General features: G+C 66.7%; 21 protein-coding genes. 7 read left to right on the top strand and 14 right to left on the bottom strand.

Annotated features, from left to right (window positions below; all coding sequences use genetic code 11):
• Window positions 1-27: 27 nt before the first annotated feature.
• The 5 genes from AC1ROX_RS01500 to cobS form a co-directional block, all read right to left on the bottom strand.
• Window positions 28-714 (bottom strand): lipid-binding SYLF domain-containing protein, encoded by a 687-nt coding sequence (locus AC1ROX_RS01500; protein WP_493121703.1) that lies wholly within the window; start codon window positions 712-714, stop codon window positions 28-30.
• Window positions 715-821: 107 nt separating this feature from the next.
• A complete protein-coding gene (gene cobU, locus AC1ROX_RS01495) occupies window positions 822-1,391 on the bottom strand; it encodes a bifunctional adenosylcobinamide kinase/adenosylcobinamide-phosphate guanylyltransferase (RefSeq protein ID WP_493121702.1) in 570 nt (189 codons plus the stop codon).
• Complete coding sequence (locus tag AC1ROX_RS01490) at window positions 1,391-2,245, bottom strand: class I SAM-dependent methyltransferase (protein ID WP_493121700.1); 855 nt, start codon at window positions 2,243-2,245, stop codon at window positions 1,391-1,393. Before AC1ROX_RS01490 ends, cobU begins: the two co-directional genes overlap by 1 nt.
• A complete protein-coding gene (locus tag AC1ROX_RS01485) occupies window positions 2,242-2,913 on the bottom strand; it encodes a histidine phosphatase family protein (RefSeq protein WP_493121699.1) in 672 nt (223 codons plus the stop codon). Before AC1ROX_RS01485 ends, AC1ROX_RS01490 begins: the two co-directional genes overlap by 4 nt.
• Window positions 2,914-2,947: 34 nt before the next feature.
• Window positions 2,948-3,784, bottom strand: a complete 837-nt coding sequence (cobS, locus tag AC1ROX_RS01480) for an adenosylcobinamide-GDP ribazoletransferase (protein WP_493121697.1) — start codon at window positions 3,782-3,784, stop codon at window positions 2,948-2,950.
• Between the two features lie 54 nt (window positions 3,785-3,838).
• On the opposite strand from cobS, the gene cobT reads away from it, so the two are divergent.
• Window positions 3,839-4,861 carry a nicotinate-nucleotide--dimethylbenzimidazole phosphoribosyltransferase gene (cobT, locus tag AC1ROX_RS01475; protein WP_493121696.1) on the top strand — a complete coding sequence of 341 codons (1,023 nt, stop codon included), beginning with the start codon at window positions 3,839-3,841 and terminating at the stop codon, window positions 4,859-4,861.
• Complete coding sequence (locus AC1ROX_RS01470) at window positions 4,854-5,315, top strand: nuclear transport factor 2 family protein (protein ID WP_493121694.1); 462 nt, start codon at window positions 4,854-4,856, stop codon at window positions 5,313-5,315. Before cobT ends, AC1ROX_RS01470 begins: the two co-directional genes overlap by 8 nt.
• 114 nt (window positions 5,316-5,429) lie before the next feature.
• On the opposite strand, the gene AC1ROX_RS01465 is transcribed toward AC1ROX_RS01470, so the two are convergent.
• Window positions 5,430-6,767: a hypothetical protein gene (locus AC1ROX_RS01465; RefSeq protein ID WP_493121693.1), complete on the bottom strand. Its 1,338-nt coding sequence runs from the start codon at window positions 6,765-6,767 to the stop codon at window positions 5,430-5,432.
• A gap of 373 nt (window positions 6,768-7,140) precedes the next feature.
• Between AC1ROX_RS01465 and AC1ROX_RS01460 the strand changes: the two genes are divergently transcribed.
• Entirely contained in the window at window positions 7,141-8,088 is a 948-nt protein-coding gene (locus tag AC1ROX_RS01460) for an amidohydrolase family protein (protein ID WP_493121691.1), read from the top strand.
• 11 nt (window positions 8,089-8,099) lie between these two features.
• Window positions 8,100-9,089, top strand: coding sequence for a Bug family tripartite tricarboxylate transporter substrate binding protein (locus AC1ROX_RS01455; RefSeq protein WP_493121690.1), 990 nt, complete (start codon window positions 8,100-8,102; stop codon window positions 9,087-9,089).
• Window positions 9,090-9,277: 188 nt separating this feature from the next.
• Here the strand turns inward: AC1ROX_RS01455 and katG are convergent, their stop codons facing one another.
• Window positions 9,278-11,452, bottom strand: coding sequence for a catalase/peroxidase HPI (gene katG / locus AC1ROX_RS01450; RefSeq protein ID WP_493121688.1), 2,175 nt, complete (start codon window positions 11,450-11,452; stop codon window positions 9,278-9,280).
• A gap of 168 nt (window positions 11,453-11,620) precedes the next feature.
• Between katG and AC1ROX_RS01445 the strand changes: the two genes are divergently transcribed.
• On the top strand, window positions 11,621-13,222 hold the full coding sequence (locus tag AC1ROX_RS01445) for an ABC transporter substrate-binding protein (RefSeq protein WP_493121686.1): 1,602 nt from the start codon (window positions 11,621-11,623) through the stop codon (window positions 13,220-13,222).
• Here AC1ROX_RS01445 and AC1ROX_RS01440 read toward each other — a convergent pair.
• The 6 genes from AC1ROX_RS01440 to AC1ROX_RS01415 form a co-directional block, all read right to left on the bottom strand.
• Complete coding sequence (locus AC1ROX_RS01440; protein WP_493121685.1) at window positions 13,161-14,738, bottom strand: PepSY-associated TM helix domain-containing protein; 1,578 nt, start codon at window positions 14,736-14,738, stop codon at window positions 13,161-13,163. The two genes, AC1ROX_RS01445 and AC1ROX_RS01440, sit on opposite strands and share 62 nt — an antisense overlap.
• A 29-nt stretch (window positions 14,739-14,767) precedes the next feature.
• The gene (locus AC1ROX_RS01435; protein WP_493121684.1) at window positions 14,768-17,236 is read right to left on the bottom strand and encodes a TonB-dependent siderophore receptor; all 2,469 of its coding nucleotides are present in this window, start codon (window positions 17,234-17,236) and stop codon (window positions 14,768-14,770) included.
• Window positions 17,237-17,350: 114 nt separating this feature from the next.
• On the bottom strand, window positions 17,351-18,322 hold the full coding sequence (locus AC1ROX_RS01430; protein WP_493121682.1) for a FecR family protein: 972 nt from the start codon (window positions 18,320-18,322) through the stop codon (window positions 17,351-17,353).
• Window positions 18,323-18,416: 94 nt separating this feature from the next.
• Entirely contained in the window at window positions 18,417-18,938 is a 522-nt protein-coding gene (locus AC1ROX_RS01425; protein ID WP_493121681.1) for an RNA polymerase sigma factor, read from the bottom strand.
• An 81-nt stretch (window positions 18,939-19,019) separates the two neighbouring features.
• Window positions 19,020-19,577, bottom strand: a complete 558-nt coding sequence (locus AC1ROX_RS01420; RefSeq protein WP_493121679.1) for a carboxymuconolactone decarboxylase family protein — start codon at window positions 19,575-19,577, stop codon at window positions 19,020-19,022.
• Between the two features lie 81 nt (window positions 19,578-19,658).
• Entirely contained in the window at window positions 19,659-19,868 is a 210-nt protein-coding gene (locus AC1ROX_RS01415) for a hypothetical protein (RefSeq protein ID WP_493121677.1), read from the bottom strand.
• A gap of 68 nt (window positions 19,869-19,936) precedes the next feature.
• Between AC1ROX_RS01415 and AC1ROX_RS01410 the strand changes: the two genes are divergently transcribed.
• Window positions 19,937-20,065 (top strand): hypothetical protein, encoded by a 129-nt coding sequence (locus tag AC1ROX_RS01410; RefSeq protein WP_493121676.1) that lies wholly within the window; start codon window positions 19,937-19,939, stop codon window positions 20,063-20,065.
• A 7-nt stretch (window positions 20,066-20,072) separates the two neighbouring features.
• The gene (locus tag AC1ROX_RS01405) at window positions 20,073-20,987 is read left to right on the top strand and encodes an aldo/keto reductase (RefSeq protein ID WP_493121674.1); all 915 of its coding nucleotides are present in this window, start codon (window positions 20,073-20,075) and stop codon (window positions 20,985-20,987) included.
• A 100-nt stretch (window positions 20,988-21,087) separates the two neighbouring features.
• Here AC1ROX_RS01405 and AC1ROX_RS01400 read toward each other — a convergent pair whose 3' ends face one another.
• Window positions 21,088-21,987, bottom strand: a complete 900-nt coding sequence (locus AC1ROX_RS01400) for an NAD-dependent epimerase/dehydratase family protein (protein WP_493121672.1) — start codon at window positions 21,985-21,987, stop codon at window positions 21,088-21,090.
• Between the last annotated feature and the right edge of the window lie 6 nt (window positions 21,988-21,993).

The following is a 21,993-nucleotide window of genomic DNA, read 5'->3' as shown; positions in this document are numbered from 1 at the left end:
TCCAACGGCGGCTTTCTTGCTGGCTCGCTACCACTTCGACAGGTACTGCCTGAGCGGCTCGGCGCCTGGATTGGTGTAGCGGCGGTCGAGGATGACGCCCTTCGCCGTCGCGCCGCTGCCGTAGTAGAGCGCGTTCCAGTCGTTGTCGGCGTCGATGTAGGAGCCTTCGATCGAGGCGCCGGCGAACAGGCCCTGCGAATTGGCGAAGGCCACGATGTCGGCGCCGCCGGCCGCGGTCGAGGCGCCTTCGAGGCCGATGCCGACCGCGACCATGGTCACGCCCGCTTCCGCGCCGAACTTGAACTTGTGATCGAGGACCGCCTGCAGGCCCTTCTCGGTCCGGATGATGAACACGATCTCGGAGACCTTGCCGCCGACCTGGAGGCCGACGCTGCCGGAGCCCATGCCGTAGAAGGCCGGATAGCTCCAGTTGTTGGGCGAGCTGCGGCCCATCAGGACGCCGCGACCGCCGGCGGCGCCGAAGATGAATCCGCCCTGGACGAGTTCGGGAATGATCAGGACGCCCCGCGCATTGACCATCTGTCCGGCGGCATCCGGGAAGTCGGGACCGCCCAGGATCTTGCGGGCGGTGGCGAGGCAGGAATCGACCAGGGACTGGCGCTTGGCGTCGGCCCGGGCGGGCATCGAGGTCAGAAACGGCGCGGCGAACGCGGCCGCGGTCCCCGAAAGGACGGTTCGGCGATCGAGCTTCATTTTAGGCTCCGTTTGGCTGGCGACCGACGCGGGGGAGCGCCTGGATGGTCACGAGAACCACAACCATAGCACGTTTACGGCCCCGCTTCCGGGCCCAATTGGGGCAGTCAGCGCCGGCGCGCCGGACGGTCCTTCATCGTGAGCGGCAGGCCCGCGGCCATCAGGATCACCCGGTCGGCACGCTCGGCAATCCGCATATTCAGCCGGCCCATCGCGTCCCGGAAGGTGCGGCCGAGCGGTGTATCGGGCACCACGCCGAGGCCCACCTCGTTGCTGACGAAGACCACCGGCTGGTTGTGATCATCGAGTGATCGCACCAGCTCGTCGGTCGCCTGGTCGACATCCTCGCCGGCGTGCATGAGGTTGGAGAGCCACAGGGTCAGGCAGTCGACCAGCACCGGCTGGCCCTGCGCGTCCACCCGGTCCAGTGCGTCGGCGAGCTTCAGCGGCTCCTCGACCGTCGTCCAGCCGACGCCGCGGCGGGCGCGGTGCGCCATGATGCGGGTCGCCATCTCGAGGTCGCCCGCCTCGGCGGTGGCGATATAGATCGCCGGCCGCGGCGCCGCCCCCTGCAAGGTGCCGGCGACCAGCCGCTCGGCATGGGTGCTCTTGCCCGAGCGCGCGCCGCCCAGGACGAGCGTCACCGGCGGCAGCGGGAAGGTCGAGATATGCTCCATCAGGCGGGACGCGCCCTCACCAGCCAGCAGGCGCCCGGCAGGCGCACGCCATCCGGCGTCGCATGAGGCGCCAGCGCTTCGCCGATGGCGGCCTTCGCCCTGGCAATGGACTGAGGGTCCGCCCCGGCAAAGGCACGGGCCAGCGCGCCGAAGCGGCCGCTGCTCTCCACCACCTCGGCCAGGTCCTTGCCGATCCAGATCGACAGGTCGAGCGGCTCGAGGACAAGCGCACCGAAACCCGCCGCCGTCAGGATGCGCTCGACCCGCGCGCGATCGCCGAAGGAATACTGGCCGGGATCTTCCGGACCGGGCCTCGGCAGCGGCGGCAGGAACGGCGCGGCGGCCTTCACCGGCACGAGGCCCCAGGGATTCTCCTGCGGCGTCCGCCAGCAGACGAAGGCAAGACGGCCCGAAGGCTTCAGCGCCCGGCGCAGGTTGGCGAAGGCAGCCACGGGATCGCCGAAGAACATGACACCGAAGCGCGAGAAGACGAGATCGCGCGACGCCGTCTCGAACGGATGCACCGTCGCATCGCCGACGACGAAGGTCGCGTTGGCAAGGCCCTGCGCCCGTGCGACCTCGATCAGCGGCTGCGAGATGTCGACGCCCAGCACATGGCCCGAAGGCCCGACAGACTTCGCCAGCGCCGATGTCGTGCCGCCGGTGCCGCAACCGACATCGATGACGTTCTCACCGGGTCGTGCGTCGGCGAGAGCGAGCACGCGCGGGCCGATCTCAACCAGCGACCGCTCGATGCGCGCATAGGCATCGAGCCATCCCTGTCCGCCCGGCCCGTTCCAATGGGCGGCCTGTTCGGCCGCCAGCTCGGCGGTGCTCTTCGCCGCCGAGGTCACGCAGGCCCGCCGGCATGCGCGATGACGATCTCGCGCGGCATGTAGTTCACGAACGACACGCGCCAGGCATGCTCGGGATTGGCCTGCTCGAAATGCTCGATCAGCGTGATCGAGACATTGTCGATCTCGAAGCGCACCGCCGCCTCGGGATGCAGGTTGAAGGCATGCGCCAGCGCCGCGCGGATCGTGCCGCCATGCGCCGTCGCCACGATGTCGCGGCCCTTATGTTCGGCGGTCAGCCGGTCGATGCTGCGCACCGTGCGGTCGCGCAGGTCGACGAAGCTCTCGCCACCCGGCGGCCGGTATTCCGGCGGTCCCAGCCAGAAGAGATGGTTGTCGGCGTGGTTCTCGGCGATCTCGACATAGGTGAGACCCTGCCACTCGCCGAAATGCTGCTCGGCGAGGTCGGCATCGATGTGAAGCTTGTCCATCTCGGCGCCGGCCTGGGCGAGTTGCTCGGCGGTCTTGCGCGCGCGCAGCAGGTTGGAGGCGTACCAGACCGCGCCCTTGGGCAGCAGCTTCGCCTGGTGACGGAACAGCGCCTCGTTGCTGACGTCGCAATCCTTGTCCGACTGGCCGTAGCAGCGGCGCTCCGGATTGGGGACCGGCGCGTGCCGCACCCACCACCAACGCGTGACCGATCCGGTGATCTTGGCGCCTGTCGCCATGCCGTTCCTCCGATGACTGTGAGCGGCCGTCTTCTTAGCGGCCGATGAAGAGCGCCGCCACCACGAGGAAGACGATCTCGGCCTTCTGCTGGACGGCGCCCAGCGTATCGCCGGTGTAGCCGCCGAGCCGCCTGGCGATCCAGTGCGAGGCGTACCAGGCCGAGAAGAGGGCCGCGAGCGGTGCCAGGATCGCCACGAAGAAGCCCTTGCCCAGCAGCAGCAGGAAGGCGAGCCCCGCGCCGATGGCGATGGTGAGCCAGACATCGTTGTCGGTCGGCTTGCCCGCCGTCGCGCCCAGCCCGTTGTCATGCACGGGCGAGAAGGCGAGCAGCGGATAGGCGAGCACGGCGCGCGACAGCGCATGCGCCGAGATCAGGACCACGAGCCCGGTCGCGCTGCCGAACTGCGCGAGGCAGGCGACCTTGATCAGCACCGAGAGCGCCAGCGCCAGCACGCCGAAGGTGCCGTTGCGGCTGTCGCGCATGATCTCCAATCGCCGCGCCGGTTCCAGCGCATGCGGGCCCAGCCCGTCGGCGGTGTCGGCCAGCCCGTCTTCATGCAGGGCGCGCGTCAGGATCACCGCCGCGCCGACCGCCAGCACCGCGGCTAACCAGCCCGGCCCCGCGATGCCGCGCACGATGGCGAAGACCAGCCCGGAGCCGAGCCCGATCGCCGCCCCCACGAACGGCAGGACCGGCAGCACGTCGGCGAGCTGCCAGCGCGGCAGGCCGACATCGAGCTTCAGCCCGGTGAAGAACGTCATCTGTTCCTTGAAGGCCTGCAGCCATTCGTCGAACGACGTGGGACGGTTCGCGCCGCCGCCGCCACCGAACGAAGACGAAGAGGAGGACGGCTCGTGGGGACTGGTCATGATGCCGCGAATATAGGATGGTCCGGCCCCTTCCAGAATGCCCCCGGACAAACAATGTCGGCTGCCTCCTTCGATGAAATGCGCCGGATCCTGCGCGACCTGCCGGGACCCGATCTCACCGCCCAGACCGAGGTGGTTCGCCGCCAGGCCGAACTGACCAAGCCGCCGGGCTCGCTCGGCCGGCTGGAGGAGATCGCCGAATGGCTGGCCTGCTGGCAGGGCCGTGCCCAGCCGCGGGTCGAGCGCCCGCGCATCGCGGTCTTCGTCGGCACCCATGGCGTGGCGGCGCGCGGCGTCTCGGCCTATCCGCCGGAAGTCACCCAGCAGATGGTGAAGAACTTCACGAACGGCGGCGCGGCCATCAACCAGCTCGCCGCCGCGATCGACGCCGACCTGCGCATCTACGAGCTCGACCTCGACCATCCCACCGCCGACTTCACGCAGGGGCCGGCGATGGACGAGACGCGCGCCGCCAACGCCATGGCCTACGGCATGATGGCGGCCGAGCCCGGCATCGACGTGCTATGCCTCGGTGAAATGGGCATCGCCAACACAACGGCCGCCGCCACGCTCTGCGCCGCGCTCTACGGCGGCACCGGCGCCGAGTGGGCTGGGCCGGGCACCGGCGTCACCGGCAAGGCGCTCGCCCACAAGATCGCGGTGATCGACGAGGCGCTCGCCCGCCACAAGGATGCGATCGCGCGGCGCGATCCGCTGGAGCTGCTGGCCGCCGTGGGTGGCGAGGAATTCGCGGCCCTGACCGGCGCCATCGTGGCCGCCCGCATGGGCCGCATCCCGGTGCTGCTCGACGGCTTCGCCTGCACCGCCGCCGCCGCGGCGCTGCGCGTCGTCGACCGCCGCGCGCTCGACCATTGCCTGGTGGCGCACCGCTCGGCCGAGCCGGGCCACACGCGCCTCCTCGCCGAGATCGGCGTGCGCCCGCTGTTCGACCTCGACATGCGCCTGGGCGAAGCCTCGGCCGCCGCGCTCGCCGTGCCGCTGCTCAAGGCCGCCGCCGCCTGCCACAACGGCATGGCGACCTTCGCCGAGGCCGGCGTATCCTCGAAGGATGCATAGACGCACCCTGCTCGCGGGACTCCCGCTCCTCCTCTTCGCGCCACACGCCTTCGCCCATCCGCCGCGCCAGCCCGATCCGGCGGAGGCGAAGAAGTTCATCCAGGAAGTGACCGACTTCCGCGCGAAGCTCGCCAAGGCGGTGCTCGCGAAAGACTTCGCCGCGATGCGCCCGCTCTACGCCGACAGCTTCACCCACACGCACGGCTCGGGGAAACTCGACAACAAGGACGCCCGCCTGGTCGCCGCGATGGCCGGCGAGCCCCTGATCGAGGCCGCCCCCGCCACCGACCTCAGCTTCCGCGTCTTCGCCGGCCCGACCGTGATCGTCACCGGCAAGAGCCCGATCCTCAACGTGAAGGAACAGAAGATCTACGACTTCCGCTGGGTCTGCGTGTACGTGACGGCGCAGGACGGCTGGCAATTGGCGGTGAGCCAGGCGACGCGGCTTGGATAGTGGCTCCACGCCACGGCAAACGCTGGGCTGATTGCGCTTGCCGTGGCTACAGTTTACCGGCCTGCTCTGATCAAACAGAAATCGGAAAGAGGGCTGACCGGAGATGCTCGGTCATCACTTGAATTCCAGGATGCTGGCCGACACGCCCGATGGGTTGGGCGATCTGACCGCATTAAATACAGCCGATCTCGTTTGGTCCTGTCCGGTAACTGCCGTTATCGTCCAGTAAGCTGACGCGAGGCCGATCCGACCGCCGAGCCTCGATGCAGCCGTCTTTACGATCGTTGCAAGCGTCTGGTTGTCGCCGATGGAAATCTTGCCCATCACACCCAAACCAAGTTCGAGGCCGCCGGCCGTTTCCGAAACCAGCCCGCTCACCAAAGCGGCATTGTCGGCGGCGCTGTTCGAGATGGCAGACAGCACTTTGGAATTTTCCTGGGTCAGCCCGCAGGTCGCATATTTCGGCGGCTCGTCCGTCTTGCGCCCGACCGGCCGCCGCGCGATGGCCGCCCTCTCCGCCTCATCAGGTTCCTTGGGAAGGATCTGCTTGTAGTTGGCGAATCCCATGGCGAAGGCGGTCGGTATTTTGTTGGCACCACCGGGATAGAACTTGGTTTTGTCGGTAACGGCACCCGCCGTCTCGGCATCTCCAAGGACCGGTGTCGGATCGACCAGGTCGACAATGAACTCCACGATGACCGATACCGCCGCTGCGATATCCGCGTTGGGGATCACCAGGGCGAGTGGAAAGGACACATCGAATTTCGGCCTTTCGATCTTCTGCCCCAGCCGATCCACGAACTCACCACTGTAGTAAGCAACGAAGTAGCCGGCGAAATCTCTCTTGCTCGAAGACTCCTTGTCGCCCTCTTCGACCACCGCTCCCCTCAAGTTAACAAGGGGTGCGCCCTGCGGTCGAATGGTCGGGCGCAACATGGAAGCGGAAACCTTGTCTGCGAACGCCTTCAGTTGCGAAAGACTGATGTCGTTGTTCGTCGGATACGATTGGACTTCGTTGATCTGTGCAGACGAAACCCTGACGCCATCCATCCGCGCATTGTGAATCTGCGCAGCTGCGGATGTCTTGACCATGATCCGACGGATGCTTTCGATCACTGCGTCGTTCTGCAGCGAAGGCGGAAGGGAGTAGTTCAACGCCGCCGTCGTGGCGGCATTGTATGCCTGGAAAGTAGCCGCCTCAGGTTCCGCGCGGGCGGCTCTGGCAAACGAAGCACTCGGCGATTTCGGCATCAGGAAGCTGATTTCGACTTCGCTCGAACGCAAAGCCGTCTCCTGCGGCCGCCGCTCGACACCGAGCGCCCGTCCACGATCGTCCTTGCAGCTCCTGATGTCGGCAAAGTCTTTGACTTCAAGCTTCGACAGATCGATTGCCGTGCACCCGCTCAATCCGACGACGATGCCCAGTACGGGCGTAAACAGAGTTTTTCTCATGATGATCTCCCCAGAGAATCGGGGCGCTACATCACCAGGGTGCTGATGGCACCTGGACCGGTACCGGTCCGATGTCGGCGGCAGGTGCGCAATACTCCACGCTACTTCCAGTCCGCTCCTGTGCGACGAAACTCCCCCAAACCATGGAAGCGCCAACCCATTCAGCGTTCAAGCAACAAAGTCACAAAATACAATCTTTAATAGATTGACTTAATTAATAATCACTCAACCGACATGGCAAGAACGATTGCACAAACTGATCTTGTGTTGTCGGTCCCGCTGATCCATTCCCCGTCCCGCTGCGGTAGAATGGTTGACATACGGTCGGACCACCCGCTTCCATCGCGACAACGAATAATGTCGGGCGGAAACAATGGATCGTCTCAGGACGCTGTCGCCAACGGGTGACTTCGCGACGCCGATCGTCGATGCGCATCATCATCTGTGGGACCTGAAGGCGGGGCATTATCCGACCAAGACGGACCAGTACGACAAGAATTTCTTCCTGGGCGACTATCGCGCGATCTGCCGCGATTACATGCCGTCGGACTATGTCGAGGCGCTGAAAGGTTTCCGCGTCGTCGGGAGCGTCCACATCCAGGCGGCGCGCGCGATGGACGAGCAGGTGGCCGAGACCGAGTGGCTCGGGACGATGAACGAGCAGTTCGGCTTGCCGTCCGTCGTGGTGGGCCACGTCTCGTTCATCCAGCCGGATTGCGCCGCGATCCTGGAGGGGCATGCGAAGTCGCCGCTGATGCGCGGCATCCGCTCGCGGCCCACGACGTCGCCGGGACCGAAGGCTTCGGTCGCGGGCGCGCCGGGCACGATGCAGGACGATCACTGGCGGCGGAACTTCGCGCTGCTGGAGAAGCACGGCATGTCGTGGGACATGCGCATCCCCTACTGGCACCTCGAGGAAGGCGCCGAGGTCGCGCGCGACTTCCCCGGCATTCCCATGGTGGTCAACCATACCGGCCTGCCGCTCGACCGGTCGGAGGAAGGGCTCGCGATCTGGCGCAAGGGGCTGGCGGCGCTGGCCGACTGCCCGAACGTCGCGATCAAGATCTCGGAGCTCGGCCTGCCGCACGGCAAGTGGGACGTGCCGAGCAACATCCGCGTGGTGCGCGAGGCCGCGTCAATCTTCGGACCGGACCGCATCATCTTCGCGAGCAATCTTCCCGTGGCGAGCCTCAGCACGGATTTCGGCGGCATCGTCGCGGTCATGCGCGAGGCGCTTGCAAAGGAAACACCGGAGACGCTGGCCAAGTTCTTCGCGAAGAACGCCATCCGCTTCTATCGCATTCCGATCCACCTGCCCTGAGAGGACGCGCGATGACCCATCGAGTGACGAGGCGAGCCCTGCTGGCCGTCACGGCTGGCAGCATCGCGGCGACGTCCCTGCCGCTCGGCGGTGCGAACGCCCAGGATGCCTGGCCCAGCAAGCCGATCAAGGTGATCATGCCGTTCGGCGCCGGCGGCTCGATGGACGTGCTATCGCGCTTGCTCGCGCCCATCGTGTCGGAGCACCTGGGGCAACAGGTCGTGGTCGAGAACCGGCCGGGCGCCACCGGCACGGTGACGATGGCGGCGGTGGCCGCGGCCCCGGCCGACGGCTACACGCTGATGTTCACCGGCAGCAGCTACTCGATCATCGCGCTGCTGATGCCCAACCTGCCCTTCAAGATGGACGCCTTCACGCCGCTGTCGCGGCTCACCGTCGGACCAACCTTGCTCGCGGTGCCGGCGCAGCTCGGCATCAAGACCATGGCCGAGTTCGTCGCGGCGGCGAAGAAGCAGCCGGGCAAATGGTCGTACGGCAGCTCGGGCATCGGCACCTCGGTGCATCTGGGCGGCGAGCTGTTCAAGATGGCGGCCGGCGTCGACCTGGCCCACGTCCCCTATCGCGCCACGCCGGCGATCGTCGCCGACCTGCTGGAGAATCGCCTGCAGATGTCGGTGCTGGGCGTGGCCGACTGCCGGCAGTACGTCGCCTCGGGACAGTTGCGGGCGCTGGCCGTCAGCTACACCGAGCGGATGCCGGAATTCCCCGACGTCCCGACCTTCGCGGAAGTGGGCTATCCTAACGTCCGCGCCAGCAACGATTTCGGCATCTCGATCCGCGCCGACACCCCGGCGCCGATCAAGGCGAAGCTGGAGGAAGCCTATCGCGCGGCCGTGCGCCGGCCGGAGATCGTGCAGCGGCTGAAGGATTTCGGCCTGATCGTCGTGGCGACGTCATCAGCCGAATTCGCGCGCGACCTCGCCGAGGATGCCGTGCGCTACAGCGCCGTCATCAAGGCGGCGAATATCAAGCTGGAGTAAACTTCCCCCACCTCATCCTGAGGAGCGGCCGCAGGCCGCGTCTCGAAGGATGGGCTACAGATGTGGTGCGCGTGCCGACCCTTCGAGACGCGCTCCTGCGGAGCGCTCCTCAGGGTGAGGCCGTTGTTAAAATAGAAAAGCCCGCCGCGGCGCTTGCCGGGCGGGCTTTCCGTTTCAGGGTCGGTCGATCAGGGGCGGACGTCGAAGCGGTCGAGGTCCATCACCTTCGTCCAGGCGGCGACGAAGTCCTTCACGAACTTCGCCTTCGAGTCGGATTGCGCATAGACCTCGGCCAGCGCGCGGAGTTGGCTGTGCGAGCCGAAGATCAGGTCGGCGCGCGTGCCGGTCCACTTCACGGCACCCGACTTGCGGTCACGGCCCTCGTAGACGCCCTCCTCGGCGGCCGGCTTCCACTCCGTCGCCATGTCGAGCAGGTTGACGAAGAAGTCGTTGCTGAGAGTCTCCGTCTTGTCCGTGAAGACGCCATGCTTCGACTGGCCGACATTGGCGCCCAGCATGCGCAGGCCACCGACCAGCACCGTCATCTCCGGCGCCGTCAGGGTGAGGCGCTGCGCACGGTCGACCAGCCGTTCCTCGGGCGACTGCGGCATCTCGGTGCCGACGAAGTTGCGGAAGCCGTCGGCGGTCGGCTCGAGCGGCGCGAAGGAATGCGCGTCGGTCTGCTCCTGCGAGGCGTCCATGCGGCCCGGCGTGAAGGGCACCTTCACATCGTGGCCGGCGGCCTTCGCCGCCTTCTCGATCGCGGCACCGCCGCCCAGCACGATCAGGTCGGCCAGCGACACCTTCTTGCCGGAAGCATTGAACTCGGTCTGGATCGCTTCGAGCTTCTGCAAGACCGTGGCGAGCTCGGCCGGCTGGTTGACCGCCCAATCCTTCTGAGGTGCCAGGCGGATGCGCGCGCCGTTGGCGCCGCCGCGCTTGTCGGCGCCGCGGAACGTCGCGGCCGAGGCCCACGCCGTCGTCACGAGCTGCGACACGGTGAGGCCGGAGGCCAGCAGCTTCGCCTTGAGCGCCTCGACCTCCGCCTCGCCGACCAGCGGATGGTCGACGGCCGGGATCGGGTCCTGCCAGATGAGATGCTCCTTCGGCACGAGCGGGCCGAGATAGCGCGCGATCGGGCCCATGTCGCGATGCGTGAGCTTGAACCAGGCGCGCGCGAAGGCATCGGCGAACTGGTCGGGGTTCTCGTAGAAGCGGCGCGAGATCGGCTCGTAGATCGGATCGAAGCGCAGCGAGAGGTCGGTGGTCAGCATCGTCGGCGCATGGCGCTTCGACTTGTCGAAGGCGTCGGGCACCGAGTTGGCGCCGGCGCCGTTCTTCGGCTGCCACTGATGGGCGCCGGCCGGGCTCTTGGTCAGCTCCCAGTCGTAGCCGAACAGGTTCCAGAAGAAGTTGCTGCTCCACTTGGTCGGCGTCGAGGTCCAGGTGACTTCGAGGCCGCTGCCGATTGCGTCATGGCCCTTGCCGGTGCCGAAGCTGCTCTTCCAGCCCAGGCCCTGCTGCTCGATAGGCGCGGCCTCCGGCTCCGGACCGACCAGCGCGGCATCGCCGGCACCGTGCGTCTTGCCGAACGTGTGGCCGCCGGCGATCAGGGCGACCGTCTCCTCGTCGTCCATCGCCATGCGGGCGAAGGTCTCGCGGATGTCGCGGGCCGCGGCGACCGGATCGGGATTGCCATTAGGGCCCTCGGGATTGACGTAGATCAGGCCCATCTGCACGGCGCCCAGAGAGCCCTGGAGCTGGCGGTCGCCGCTGTAGCGCTCGTCGGCCAGCCACTTGCCCTCGGGGCCCCAGTAGATGTCCTGCTCGGGCTCCCAGGTGTCGGCGCGGCCGCCGCCGTAGCCGAAGGTCTTGAAGCCCATCGACTCCAGCGCAACGTTGCCGGTGAGGATCAGCAGGTCGGCCCAGGAGATCTTGCGGCCGTACTTCTGCTTGATCGGCCAGAGCAGCCGGCGCGCCTTGTCGAGATTGACGTTGTCGGGCCAGGAGTTGAGCGGGGCGAAGCGCTGCTGGCCGCCGCCGGCGCCGCCGCGGCCGTCACCGATGCGATAGGTGCCGGCGCCATGCCAGGCCATGCGGATGAAGAACGGGCCGTAATGGCCGAAATCGGCCGGCCACCAGTCCTGCGACTCCGTCATCAGGGCCTTCAGGTCCTTGATCACGGCGTCGAGGTCGAGGCTCTTGAATTCCTTGGCGTAGTCGAACGCCTCGCCCATCGGATTGGACAGGGCGGAATGCTGGTGCAGGACCGACAGGTCCAGCTGGTTGGGCCACCAGCCACTGTTGGGCTTGCCGCGGGGCGCGCCGCCGCCCGTGAAAGGGCACTTGCTTTCGGTCGTCATCGTCCATCCCTCGTGTTTCGGCTTGTCATCCATAGTTTAGAATAATTCCAGACAAACCGTCACGTTCATTCTCGAACGGAGCGGATGACAGCGCCAGTGAACCTTTCTTTGGCACGGTTCTGGCCTCTGCCGAGGCAACGAACTCAAGGAAAAGCAGGGACCTTCACCATGATTCTCGCCAAGAAAGCCCTCCTGGGCGCCGTCGCCGTTCTGGCGACGCTGGCCGCGACCCCCGTGCTGGCACAGGGCACGCTGCGCATCGGCATGACCGCCTCGGATATCCCGCTCACCACCGGCCAGACCGACCAGGGCGGCGAGGGCATGCGGTTCATGGGCTACACGGTCTATGACGGGCTGATCAATTGGGACCTGTCCTCGGCCGACAAGGCTTCGATGCTGGTGCCGGGCCTCGCCACCTCGTGGAAGGTCGACCCGGCCGATCCGACGCGCTGGACCTTCACCCTGCGCGACGGCGTGAAGTTCCATGACGGCAGCGACTTCAAGGCCGACGCCGTGGTCTGGAACATCGACAAGCTGCTGAACGACAAGTCGCCCCAGTTCGATCCCAAGCAGGCCGCGCAAGGCCGTTCGCGCATTCCCGCCGTCGCCTCCTACAAGGTGATCGACGACAAGACGGTCGAGATCACGACCAAGACGCCCGATGCCTTCCTGCCCTACCAGATCTCCTGGGTCATGATGTCGAGCCCGGCGCAGTGGGAGAAGCTCGGCAAGGACTGGAACAAGTTCGCGCAGACGCCGTCGGGCACCGGCCCGTGGAAGCTCACGGCCTTCCAGCCGCAGACCCGCGCCGAGCTGTCGCCCAACAAGGAATACTGGGACAAGGCGCGGGTGCCGAAGCTCGACAAATTGGTGCTGCTGCCGATCCCCGAGCCGGCGACCCGCACGGCGGCCCTGCGCTCGGGCCAGGTCGACTGGATCGAGGCGCCCCCGCCCGACGCGGTGCCGAGCCTCGAGAAGGCCGGCTTCAAGATCATCAGCAATGCCTATCCGCACAACTGGACCTGGCATCTCTCCTTTGCCGACAATTCGCCGTGGAAGGACATCCGCGTGCGCAAGGCGGCCAACCTCGCCGTCGACCGCGAGGGGCTGAAGGTGCTGCTGAAGGGCATGATGATCCCGGCCAAGGGCTTCCTCACGCCGGGCAGCCAGTGGTTCGGCAATCCGAGCTTCGACGTGAAGTACGATCCGGAGGCGGCGAAGAAGCTGCTGGCCGAGGCGGGCTTCAGCACGGCCAAGCCGGTCACGGCGAAGGTGCTGATCTCGAGCTCGGGCTCGGGCCAGATGCTGCCGCTGCCGATGAACGAGTACATCCAGCAGAACCTGGCCGATGTCGGCATCAAGATCGAATTCGAGGTCGCCGAGTGGAACACGCTGATCAACCTGTGGCGGGCCGGCGCGAAGTCGGACACGGCCAAGGGAGCGAGCGCGCTCAACTTCAGCTACTTCATCCAGGACCCGTTCACCGCCTTCATCCGCCATCTCGATTCGAAGCTGGTGGCGCCCAACGGCACCAACTGGGGCTTCTACCAGGACCCGGGCATGGACGCGCTGCTGGAGAAGGCCCGCACGACCTTCGATTCGAAGGCGCAGGACGAGGCGCTGAAGAAGGTCCACGAGAAGATCGTCGACGACGCGCTGTTCCTGTTCGTGACGCACGACGTCGCCCCGCGCGCCCTGTCGCCCAAGGTCACGGGCTTCGTGCAGGCCCAGAACTGGTTCCAGGACTTCTCGCCGATCGTGATGAAGTAAGGGCCTCCTGGCGGCGGCGGAGCTTCAGCGCTGCGCCTGCGGCGATCGCCGCCGCCAGCAGCAACAGAAGGTCCATGCCGCCGACCGGCCATAGAGGGCGTGTGCCGAGGCTTCGGCCGAGGTGATCGCCGGTCGTGATCCAGTTGAGCAGGACGGAAGCGACGGCCAATGCCGCGATGAACCAGCACTGCTCGATCCAGGCGCGGGCCGGCCTCGACCAGGCATGGGCGAAGGTCGCGAGCCAGACGAGATAGAAGGTCCAGACTTCCAGCGCGGCGCGCTCCTGGCCGAGTAACGCCGCACCGGGCGGCAGCAGGCGATTGGCGACGAAGAAGGCCAGGGTCGCGGCCAGGGTGCCGCTCACCGAACCGACCGTCAGGCCTTCGACGATGCGCACGCCGCGCAGGCCGAGCTGGGCATGTTTCCTGCGGCGTGATTCAAGCCAGAACAGGAGGCCCGTCGCGATCAGCACGCAGCCCAGCAGGCCGAGCCCGAAATAGAGCCAGCGCAGGGTCCAGTGACGGAACTGGATGAGATGGAGACCGGTGATGAAGCGCGAGGCCGTCACCACCGGCTGCGCGCCCAGCCGCTGGTGCAGCAGCTTGCCCGTCGCCCCGTCGAAGGAGGCCACGTCGGCGGCCGCGCGCACACGATCGTCGTTGGCGCGGCTCACCTGCACGATCGCCGCGGCATCGCCGGGATTGCGCACGGTCACGAAGCGCGGGGTATCGCCTTCCCAACCTTCGCGCGCCCGCGCGACCATCTCGTCGAGCGACGCCAGCTTGCCCGGCTTGTTCGCCTTGGCGCGGTCGAAGAGGTCGAAGGCTTCCGCACCGAAGGCACGCCGGTCGCCCTGATACGCGACCTGCCACACCGAGGAGAAATAGACCGAATAGAAGATGATCAGGCCCGACAGGGTGATGGCGATGTGGAACGGCAGGCCGAGCACGCCCGCCACGTTGTGCAGGTCGAGGATCGAGCGACGCAGCTTCTTCGCGATCCTGAACGAGAAGAAGTCGGCGAAGATCTTGCGATGGACGATCACGCCCGAAACGCACAGGACCAGCATCGCCATGCCGGCGAATCCCACCAGCCACGAGCCGAGCTGGGCAAAGCGGATGTGCAGGTTGTAGTGGAACGGATAGAGGAACTGCGTGCCGGCGAGCGTGCCCGGATCGGGCAAGGGCGCGCCGGTGGCGGGATCGAGATAGCGCACCACCGGCCCTGAAGCCGTGCGCCAGGCGACGCGAAACATCGGCATCCGGTCGCTGGGCAGCAGGACCGACCAGAAGGTCGCGCGCGCGGCGGCCGCCTCCTGGATCAGCGGCTGGAGCGTGTCGAGCGGCACCGGCTTTTCCGGCAGCGCGAGCCGGGTTGCGGGCAGCATCCAGCGATCGATCTCGCGATCGAACACGCTCAGCGTGCCCATCCAGAAGATGGCGAACAGCAATCCCGCCAGCACCACGCCGGTCCAGGTGTGCAGCCAGTTCATCGACGCCCGGAACGTCGGCTCCATGTCAGGTCAGCCGGAGCACGGCAAAACCCTCAGAAGTCCGCCGTCAAGGCGAGGCGGAACATGCGCGGCGCGCCCAGCATCAAGGTCGTCGGACCCGACCCGCCCGCCCAGTAGTTGGTGTCGAACAGGTTCTCGATGTTGAAGCGGATCGCCACCGGGTTGCCGGTCGGGCTGCGGTCGGTGTCGAGCGCGTAGCGGAAGCCGACGTCGAAGCGCGTCCAGTCCGGCAGGCTGCGCCGCGGCAGCAGCGTGTCGATATACTGGGCGCCCGTGTAGACCATGCGCCCGCTCAGGGTGAGGCCGCGCACGAAAGGCAGGTCCCATTCGCCGCTCAGCCTGAGCTGCACGTTCGGCGAGAAGGGTGCCGTCCAGCCGTCGGTCGCGCCGCCCTGCGTCTTGGTCAGGAGCGCGTTGAGGAACATCGCGCCGGCCAGCACGCGGACGCCGGGCAGCGGCTCGCCGAAGACGTTCAGTTCGAGGCCCTGGTTCTTCTGCTCGCCGCCCAGGACCTGGGTGTTGTTCAGCGTGTTGGTCAGAATGCTGGGCTGCGTGATCTGGAACAGGCTGGCCGTCGTGGTGAACTTGCCCCAGTCGGCCTTCACGCCGACCTCGTACTGCGTCGACTTGAACGGCGGAAACACCTCGCCGGCATTGGCGAAGGTATTGGCGACCGTCGATCCCTGCTGCAGGCCCTGGATGAAGTTGCCGTAGAGCGAGATGTTCTCCCACGGCTTGAAGACCAGCGCGACCGACGGGCTGAGCGCGGTCTGCTCGTAGCTGCTCGTGCGAAAGCCGGTCGTGACGTTGTAGTTCGTGGCGCCGACCTGCTGCAGGCGCAAGCCGGCGGTGAGCTGGATGCGCTTGTCGGCGGCCGACAGGGTGTCGGCGAACACCAGGCTCTGCAGGCTTTGCGACGCGGTCTTGTTGGCGATGGGCGTGGTGAAGGCCGGCGGCGGCACATAGACCGGGCTGTAGATGTTGGTGTTGTAGGCCGGCCCGATGGTCGAGGCGATGCCGCTTGCCGATTCGTAGAAGGAGCCGCTCAGCACGACTTCATGCGAGATCGGCCCGGTCGTGGCCAGCGCCCTCACCCCGGCCTCGCCGGTCATGATCTGCGCGAAGCTGCTCTGGATCGCGGTCGAGCCCCGCGACGTGCCGTCCTGGTTGGTGATGGTGACGATGTCGGTGCTGTAGAGCTGGCCGTAGCGGCTGTCATGGATGCCGAACGAGGCAAAGGCCGTCATCGTCTCGAGCATGTCGACTTCGGCGCGGACGACCCCGAACGCATCCTTCGTCCACTTGTTGCTCCAGTTCTGGGCCACCGGGTTGTTGCGGATGTTGGGCGCCCAGGGAAGCGGGACGCCGTTGCCGAGGGCCAGGTAGGGGACGACGCCGGTTATGTATTCGTACTGGTAGCCGAGGTCGGCCGAGAGGCGCACCCGATCGCCGCGATAGTCGAGCCCCAGCACGCCGAGCAGCCGCTCGTCGCTGTTGAACTGGATGTCCGTCTGGCCGGCGCGATAGGCGCCGTTGAAGCGCACGCCGAACTCCTGCTCTTCGCCGAAGCGGCGACCGATGTCGACGGAACCGCCGAACTGCGCCGCCGAACCGTAGTTCAGCGTCGCCTGCGTCAGCGGCGTGTCGCCGGCGCGCTTGGGTACGATATTGACCGTGCCGCCGATCGCGCCCGACGGCGACATGCCGTTCAGCATCGCACTCGGCCCCTTCAGGACCTCGATGCGTTCCGCCATCTCCGGCATGACGGAATAAGTCGGCAGCATTCCGAACAGGCCGCCGAAGCTCCAGGAATTGTTCTGGATGGGAAAGCCGCGAATGTTGATCAGTTCCGCGCCGATGCCGGCATCCGGCACCGTGGCGCGCACCGAGGGATCGTCGAGGATGACGTCGCGCACCGAGCGCGCCTGCTGGTCCTGCGCCTTCTTGGCGGTGTAGCTGATCTGGTTGAACGGCGTGTCCATCACGGAGCGATTGCCCAGCACGCCCAGCGCGCCGCCCGTGGCGACCTGCCCACCGGCATAGGGCGGCGGGATATTGTCGATCATCGCCTGCGACGGCACCGGGAACAGGCCCTGCACCTGCACCGGATCGAGCTGCAGGGCACCGGCAGGCACCTGCGCGCCGGCGCCGAGCTTCTCGAGGACGACCGTGTTGGCTTCGCTGAAGCGCCAGCCCACGCCGGAGCCGGCCAGCAGCGTATTGAGCGCCTGCGCCACGGTGTAGGGGCCCGACAGGCCGGCGGTGCGCTTGCCCGCGAGATCGCCCGAGGCGCCGAGCAGCCGGATGCCCGCCTGATCGGCGAGCCGCGTCAGCGCCGAATCGAGATCCTGCGCGGGAATGTTGAAATTCACGGTGCGCGGCGTCTGCGCCTGCTCCAGCGTCTGCGGCTCCGGCCGCGATTCGCTCTGGGCGTGGACGAGCGCGGGCCATGCCAGACCGGTCGCGATCGTCGACGCGAGCAGCATACGTGAAACCGGCATGTCGTCCCCCAAAGCTACGCAGCGACGGCAAGCGGCCTCCTTGATGCTGGAGTGCGTCTCAATCTCACCGTCCTGAAGCTACGACGAACGGGAGGAGGCGAACTTGCAGCGCCTTCAGCGAATGATCGTCAGCAGGGGCAGATGGACGACCCGCGCCTTGGTCGTCTCCTCGAGGGTGCGCAGCAGACGATCGGGCTCGTCGAGATCGAATACACCGGTGACCTGAAGGGTCTTGAGCTGATTGCTGGCGATGACGATGCGCCCGCGTCGATAGCGCTGCAATTCGTCGACCACGCTCTGCAGCGAGCGGCGATTGAAGATGAGCTTGCCGCGCTGCCACGCAGTGAGAGCGTCGACATCGACGGTGCGAACCTCCTGCCGGTCGCCCTCGCCGAAGCCCAGCCACTGCCCCGCCTCCAGCCGAACCGGGGCGGCCTTGCCGATCGTGAGCTCGACCGTGCCCTCGGTGACGATGACATGCTCGCACGCCTCGTTGCGCCGCACGACGAAGGCGGTGCCGACCGCGCGGGCCTGGCCGTTGCCGGCCGTCACGATGAACGGGCGGTTGGGATCCTTGGCCACCTCGAACAGCGCCTCGCCGTCATGCAGCGCGATGCGGCGCTCCTGGCCGGAATAGTCGACCGAGAGCGCGGTGGCGGTGTTGAGCGTGACGACCGACCCGTCGTCGAGAGCAACGCGCTTGCGCTCGCCCAGGGCGGTCGCGTGATCGGCGTAGAGGCTGGACAGAGGCCCCAGCACGTTGAGGCCGACGGTGACGGCCGCAGCGGAAGCGGCGGCGGCTGTGGCGCCCGCGAACAGGGTCCGGCGGCTGAAGCGGCGCGACGTGGGGCGGAACGGCAGCGGTTCCGCGCCGCGGCGCATGCGGTCGGCCTGACGGGTCTCGGCAACGCCACGCAACAAGGCCTCGGCTTCCACCGCGGCGGCCTCATGCAGCGGCGACCGCTTGCGCCAGTTCAGGAACGCCAGCCGATCCTTGGGCGTGGCGCGGCCCGAACTCAGGCGCACCAGCCAGTCGATGGCCTCGTCGCTCAGCGCGGTGCCCGGCTTTTCCCCCTCATCCGACATTCGACAATCCGATGTGACTCGTTCCCCCGACTCTCATGACGTTTGACGGAGGGCCGGCTTGCAGCGGTCCGGCGTAACTTATTCGTTATCGCCCTTATTCGTTGTCATCGTGGCGCAGCCTGTCGCGGCAATGGCGCAGCGCCTGGGCGATGTATTTCGCCACCATGCTCTCGGACACGCCGAGTTCCTGGGCGATCTCGGCAAAGGACCGGCCCTCGACCCGGCTGAGCAGCAGGGCGAGACGGGCCTTCGACGGCAGCTCGTCCAGTGCCCCTTCCAGCAGGCGCAGCCGCTCGCGCGCGAGCGTGCTCGCTTCCGGCGACGGCGTCGGGTCGGGCACGCCCTCGCCCGCTTCGAGGAAGGTGAGGTCGGCGGCGATGCGGCCCTCGCGCCGCATCGTGTCGATCGCCAGGTTGCCGGCGACGCGATAGACGAAGGCCCGCGGGTTCTGAATGTCGAGGGTGGCCGGCGGGATGGCGGCCAGCCGGACATAGGTATCCTGCGCCACGTCGGCGGCACGCTCGGCATTGCCGGTCCGCCGCGTCAGGAAACGCAGCAGGTCCTGGTAGTTCTCGCGAAAGCTCGCGATCAATGCCGATACGTCGTGCCGCCCCATGGTCCCGGTTCGCTGTCCCGGGACCGGTCTAGGCTACGTGCGAATGATTCGCAAATCCAAACACGCAGAGAAATTCAGGCGCTATTTCTTCTGCGCGCCGGGCAGGAAGTCGTCGAGCGGGACGCCGAAGCTGTTCAGCGCCCATGAGACGAGATTGTACTGGCCGACCGTGAAGACGGCGTCCATGAGCTGCTCGGTCGAATAGGTCTTCGACAGGGTGGCCCAGGTCGCATCGGACGCGACCGAATTCTCGAAGAGATCGTCGGCGAGCTGCATCAGCGCCGCCTCGTGCTCGCTCCAGCCCTTGGCCTTGGCGCCTTCCTTGAGATTCGCGATGTCGGCATCGCTGATGCCGCCGCGCTTGGCGATCAACTCGTGCTGGGCGAACTCGTACTCGGCCTGGTTCAGCCAGCCGATGCGCAGGATCAACAGCTCGCGATCGCGGAACGGCAGCGTCTGCTTGGACAAGATATGGCCGGCGAACGGCGTCCAGCGCTTCGTCAGTCCCGGGTGATTGGCCATCACCTTGAAGATGTTGAACACCTGGCCGTTCATCGCGTTCTTCTCGACGGTCTCGCGATCCTCGGGCTTCATCGTCGAGAGGTCACGCAACGGGATACGCTGCTTGCGTTTGATCACTGATTTCCTCCTTGTCGGTCTTGATGGGTCCGTCCTGACTTGGACTAACGCCGCATCAGGCGACCGACAAGGCGAAAGGCACTACTCCGCACGCAGGCTTTCGCGACGCAGGCTTTCGCGCGGCGGCTGGAGCTTCGCCGCGGCGAGCTTCGCCTGGCCTGGCGTGCTGAACTGATGACCTTCGAGTTGGAAGAACGGACGCGCGAAAGCATGAAAGCGAAACGCGTTGCCTTCCTTGAGGACGACGCCGGCGGGCTTTCCCCAGATTTCGACGACGAAGGGCTCGGGCATGGCGCGGTCTCCTTCAGGCTGATGTATCTGCGATCGGTTCTGAGATGGGGTCGTCATGGGAGAACACAATGGCCGGAACTGTCGAAACAACAGACGGTCACAGGAGAAGCTTCGCGTACGGCATCAATATGGCGGCAATGCTTTTCTCTGCTGGGCTTTTCCCTGCTGGTGCAGCGGTCATCCTTGCTGAACAATGACATCGCAATGTCACGCACCCTTACCCGCTCCCGCTTCATGGGCATCGCCGGTGCCGGCCTGCTCGTTGCCGGAAGCGGTGCGGCGCAGACGGGAGTCCGCATGCATCAGCGCAAGATCCCTTCCTCGGGCGAGATGCTGCCGGTCGTCGGCGTCGGCACGTGGCGCACCTTCGATGTCGGCGCGAAGCCGGAGGATCGCGCGCCGCTCACGGAAGTGCTGAAGCTCCTGTTCGAGGCGGGCGGCTCGGTGATCGACACCTCGCCGATGTACGGCTCGGCCGAAGCCGTGGTCGGCGATCTCCTGTCCGCCGCCAACGCGCGCGCCAAGGCCTTCATCGCCACCAAGGTCTGGACCACGGGCCGCGACAGCGGCATCGCGCAGATGCGCAACTCGATGCGGCTGCTCAAGACCGACCGCATCGACCTGATGCAGATCCACAATCTCGTCGACTGGCGCGCTCATCTGCCGACCTTGCGTGCCTGGAAGGCGGAGGGCCGCATCCGCTATCTCGGCATCACCCACTACACGCAGAGCGCCCACGACGAGCTGGAAAGCGTGATGCGCAGCGAGAAGTGGGACTTCGTGCAGATCAACTACGCGCTCGACGATCGCGCCGTCGAAAAGACATTGCTGCCGCTGGCCAACCAGCGCGGCATCGCCGTGATCGTGAACCAGCCGTTCGGCGGCGGCGGCCTCCTGCGCAAGCTCATGAGCCGCAAGCTGCCCGACTGGGCGAGCGAGATCGGCGTCACGAGCTGGGCGCAGCTCCTGCTGAAGTTCGTGCTGGCCAACCCGGCCGTGACCTGCGTGATCCCGGGTACCGGGAAGCCCGAGCACATGAAGGACAATCTGCAGGCGGGATTCGGGATCTATCCCGATGCGGCGCTGCTCAAGAAGATGATCAGCGAGATTCAGGTCTGAACGACGCCGGTGGAGCGCGCCACTCCAGTGGCGCTCACTTCTTGTGGCCGGCGAAGTATGAGCGCAACTGGAGTTGCGCGCTCCACTGAGACTCCTCGCGTCAGAGCGGCATCTCCGCTTCGATCCATGCCGTCGCAGACGCATGCTTCGGCTGCCAGCCCAGCTCGCTGCGGGTGCGCTTGGCACGGACGCGGCTGTTGGAGCCGAACGTGTAGGCGGCGCTGTTCTCGCCGAGTTCCTTCGCCGCCTCCGCGAACGGCCAGGCCTGCGGCTCGCCCAGCTTCAGGCGCCGCGCGATGGCCGCGCAGATGTCGCGATAGGACGCCTCGCCATTCTCCGCGAAGTAGAAGGCATCGGCCGGCGCCTTCGTGAGTGCCAGGCGATAGATGTCGGCCACGTCCTCGACATGGACGTTCGACCAGATGTTCAGCCCCTTGCCGACATGGCGCACGACGCCGGAAGCCTTTGCCCGCTTCGCGAGGCCCGGGATCTGCGCGCTGTCACGCGCCAGGCCGAGGCCATTGCCGTAGATCATGGTCGGGCAGACGACGACCGACCGCACGCCGCGGCGGCTTCCATCGCGGATCGTACGGTCGATGGCGACCCGCGCCTGCTTGCCCGGCACCGGTTCGACCGGCGTCTCCTCGTCGTAGATCTTGTCCGAGGCGATATCGCCATGGGCATCGTCGGCCACGATGCTGGAACCGCTGGTATGGATGAACGGCTTGTTCGAGCCGGCAAGCCCGTCGAGGAACGCCTCCACGGCGCCGCGATGGTCGCTGTTGGCGGTGTTGATCACCGCATCGGCGCGCCGGGCCTCGGCCGTGAGGATCGCGGCATCGTCGAGACCGCCCGTCACCGGCTCGACGCCGAAGGCAGCGAGTTTCTTGCCCTTCTCCGCATCGCGCACGAGGCCGCGCAGTCTGTGGCCGTCGTCGAGCAGGCGGCGTGCGATGGTGCCGCCGATATAACCGGTCGCGCCGGTCATGAAGATGTTCATGGTCAG

Source organism: Reyranella sp. GW821-FHT14A01 (assembly GCF_058803965.1).
The sequence above is the reverse complement of the archived record's forward strand: the minus strand, read 5'-3'. Positions and strand labels throughout refer to the sequence as shown.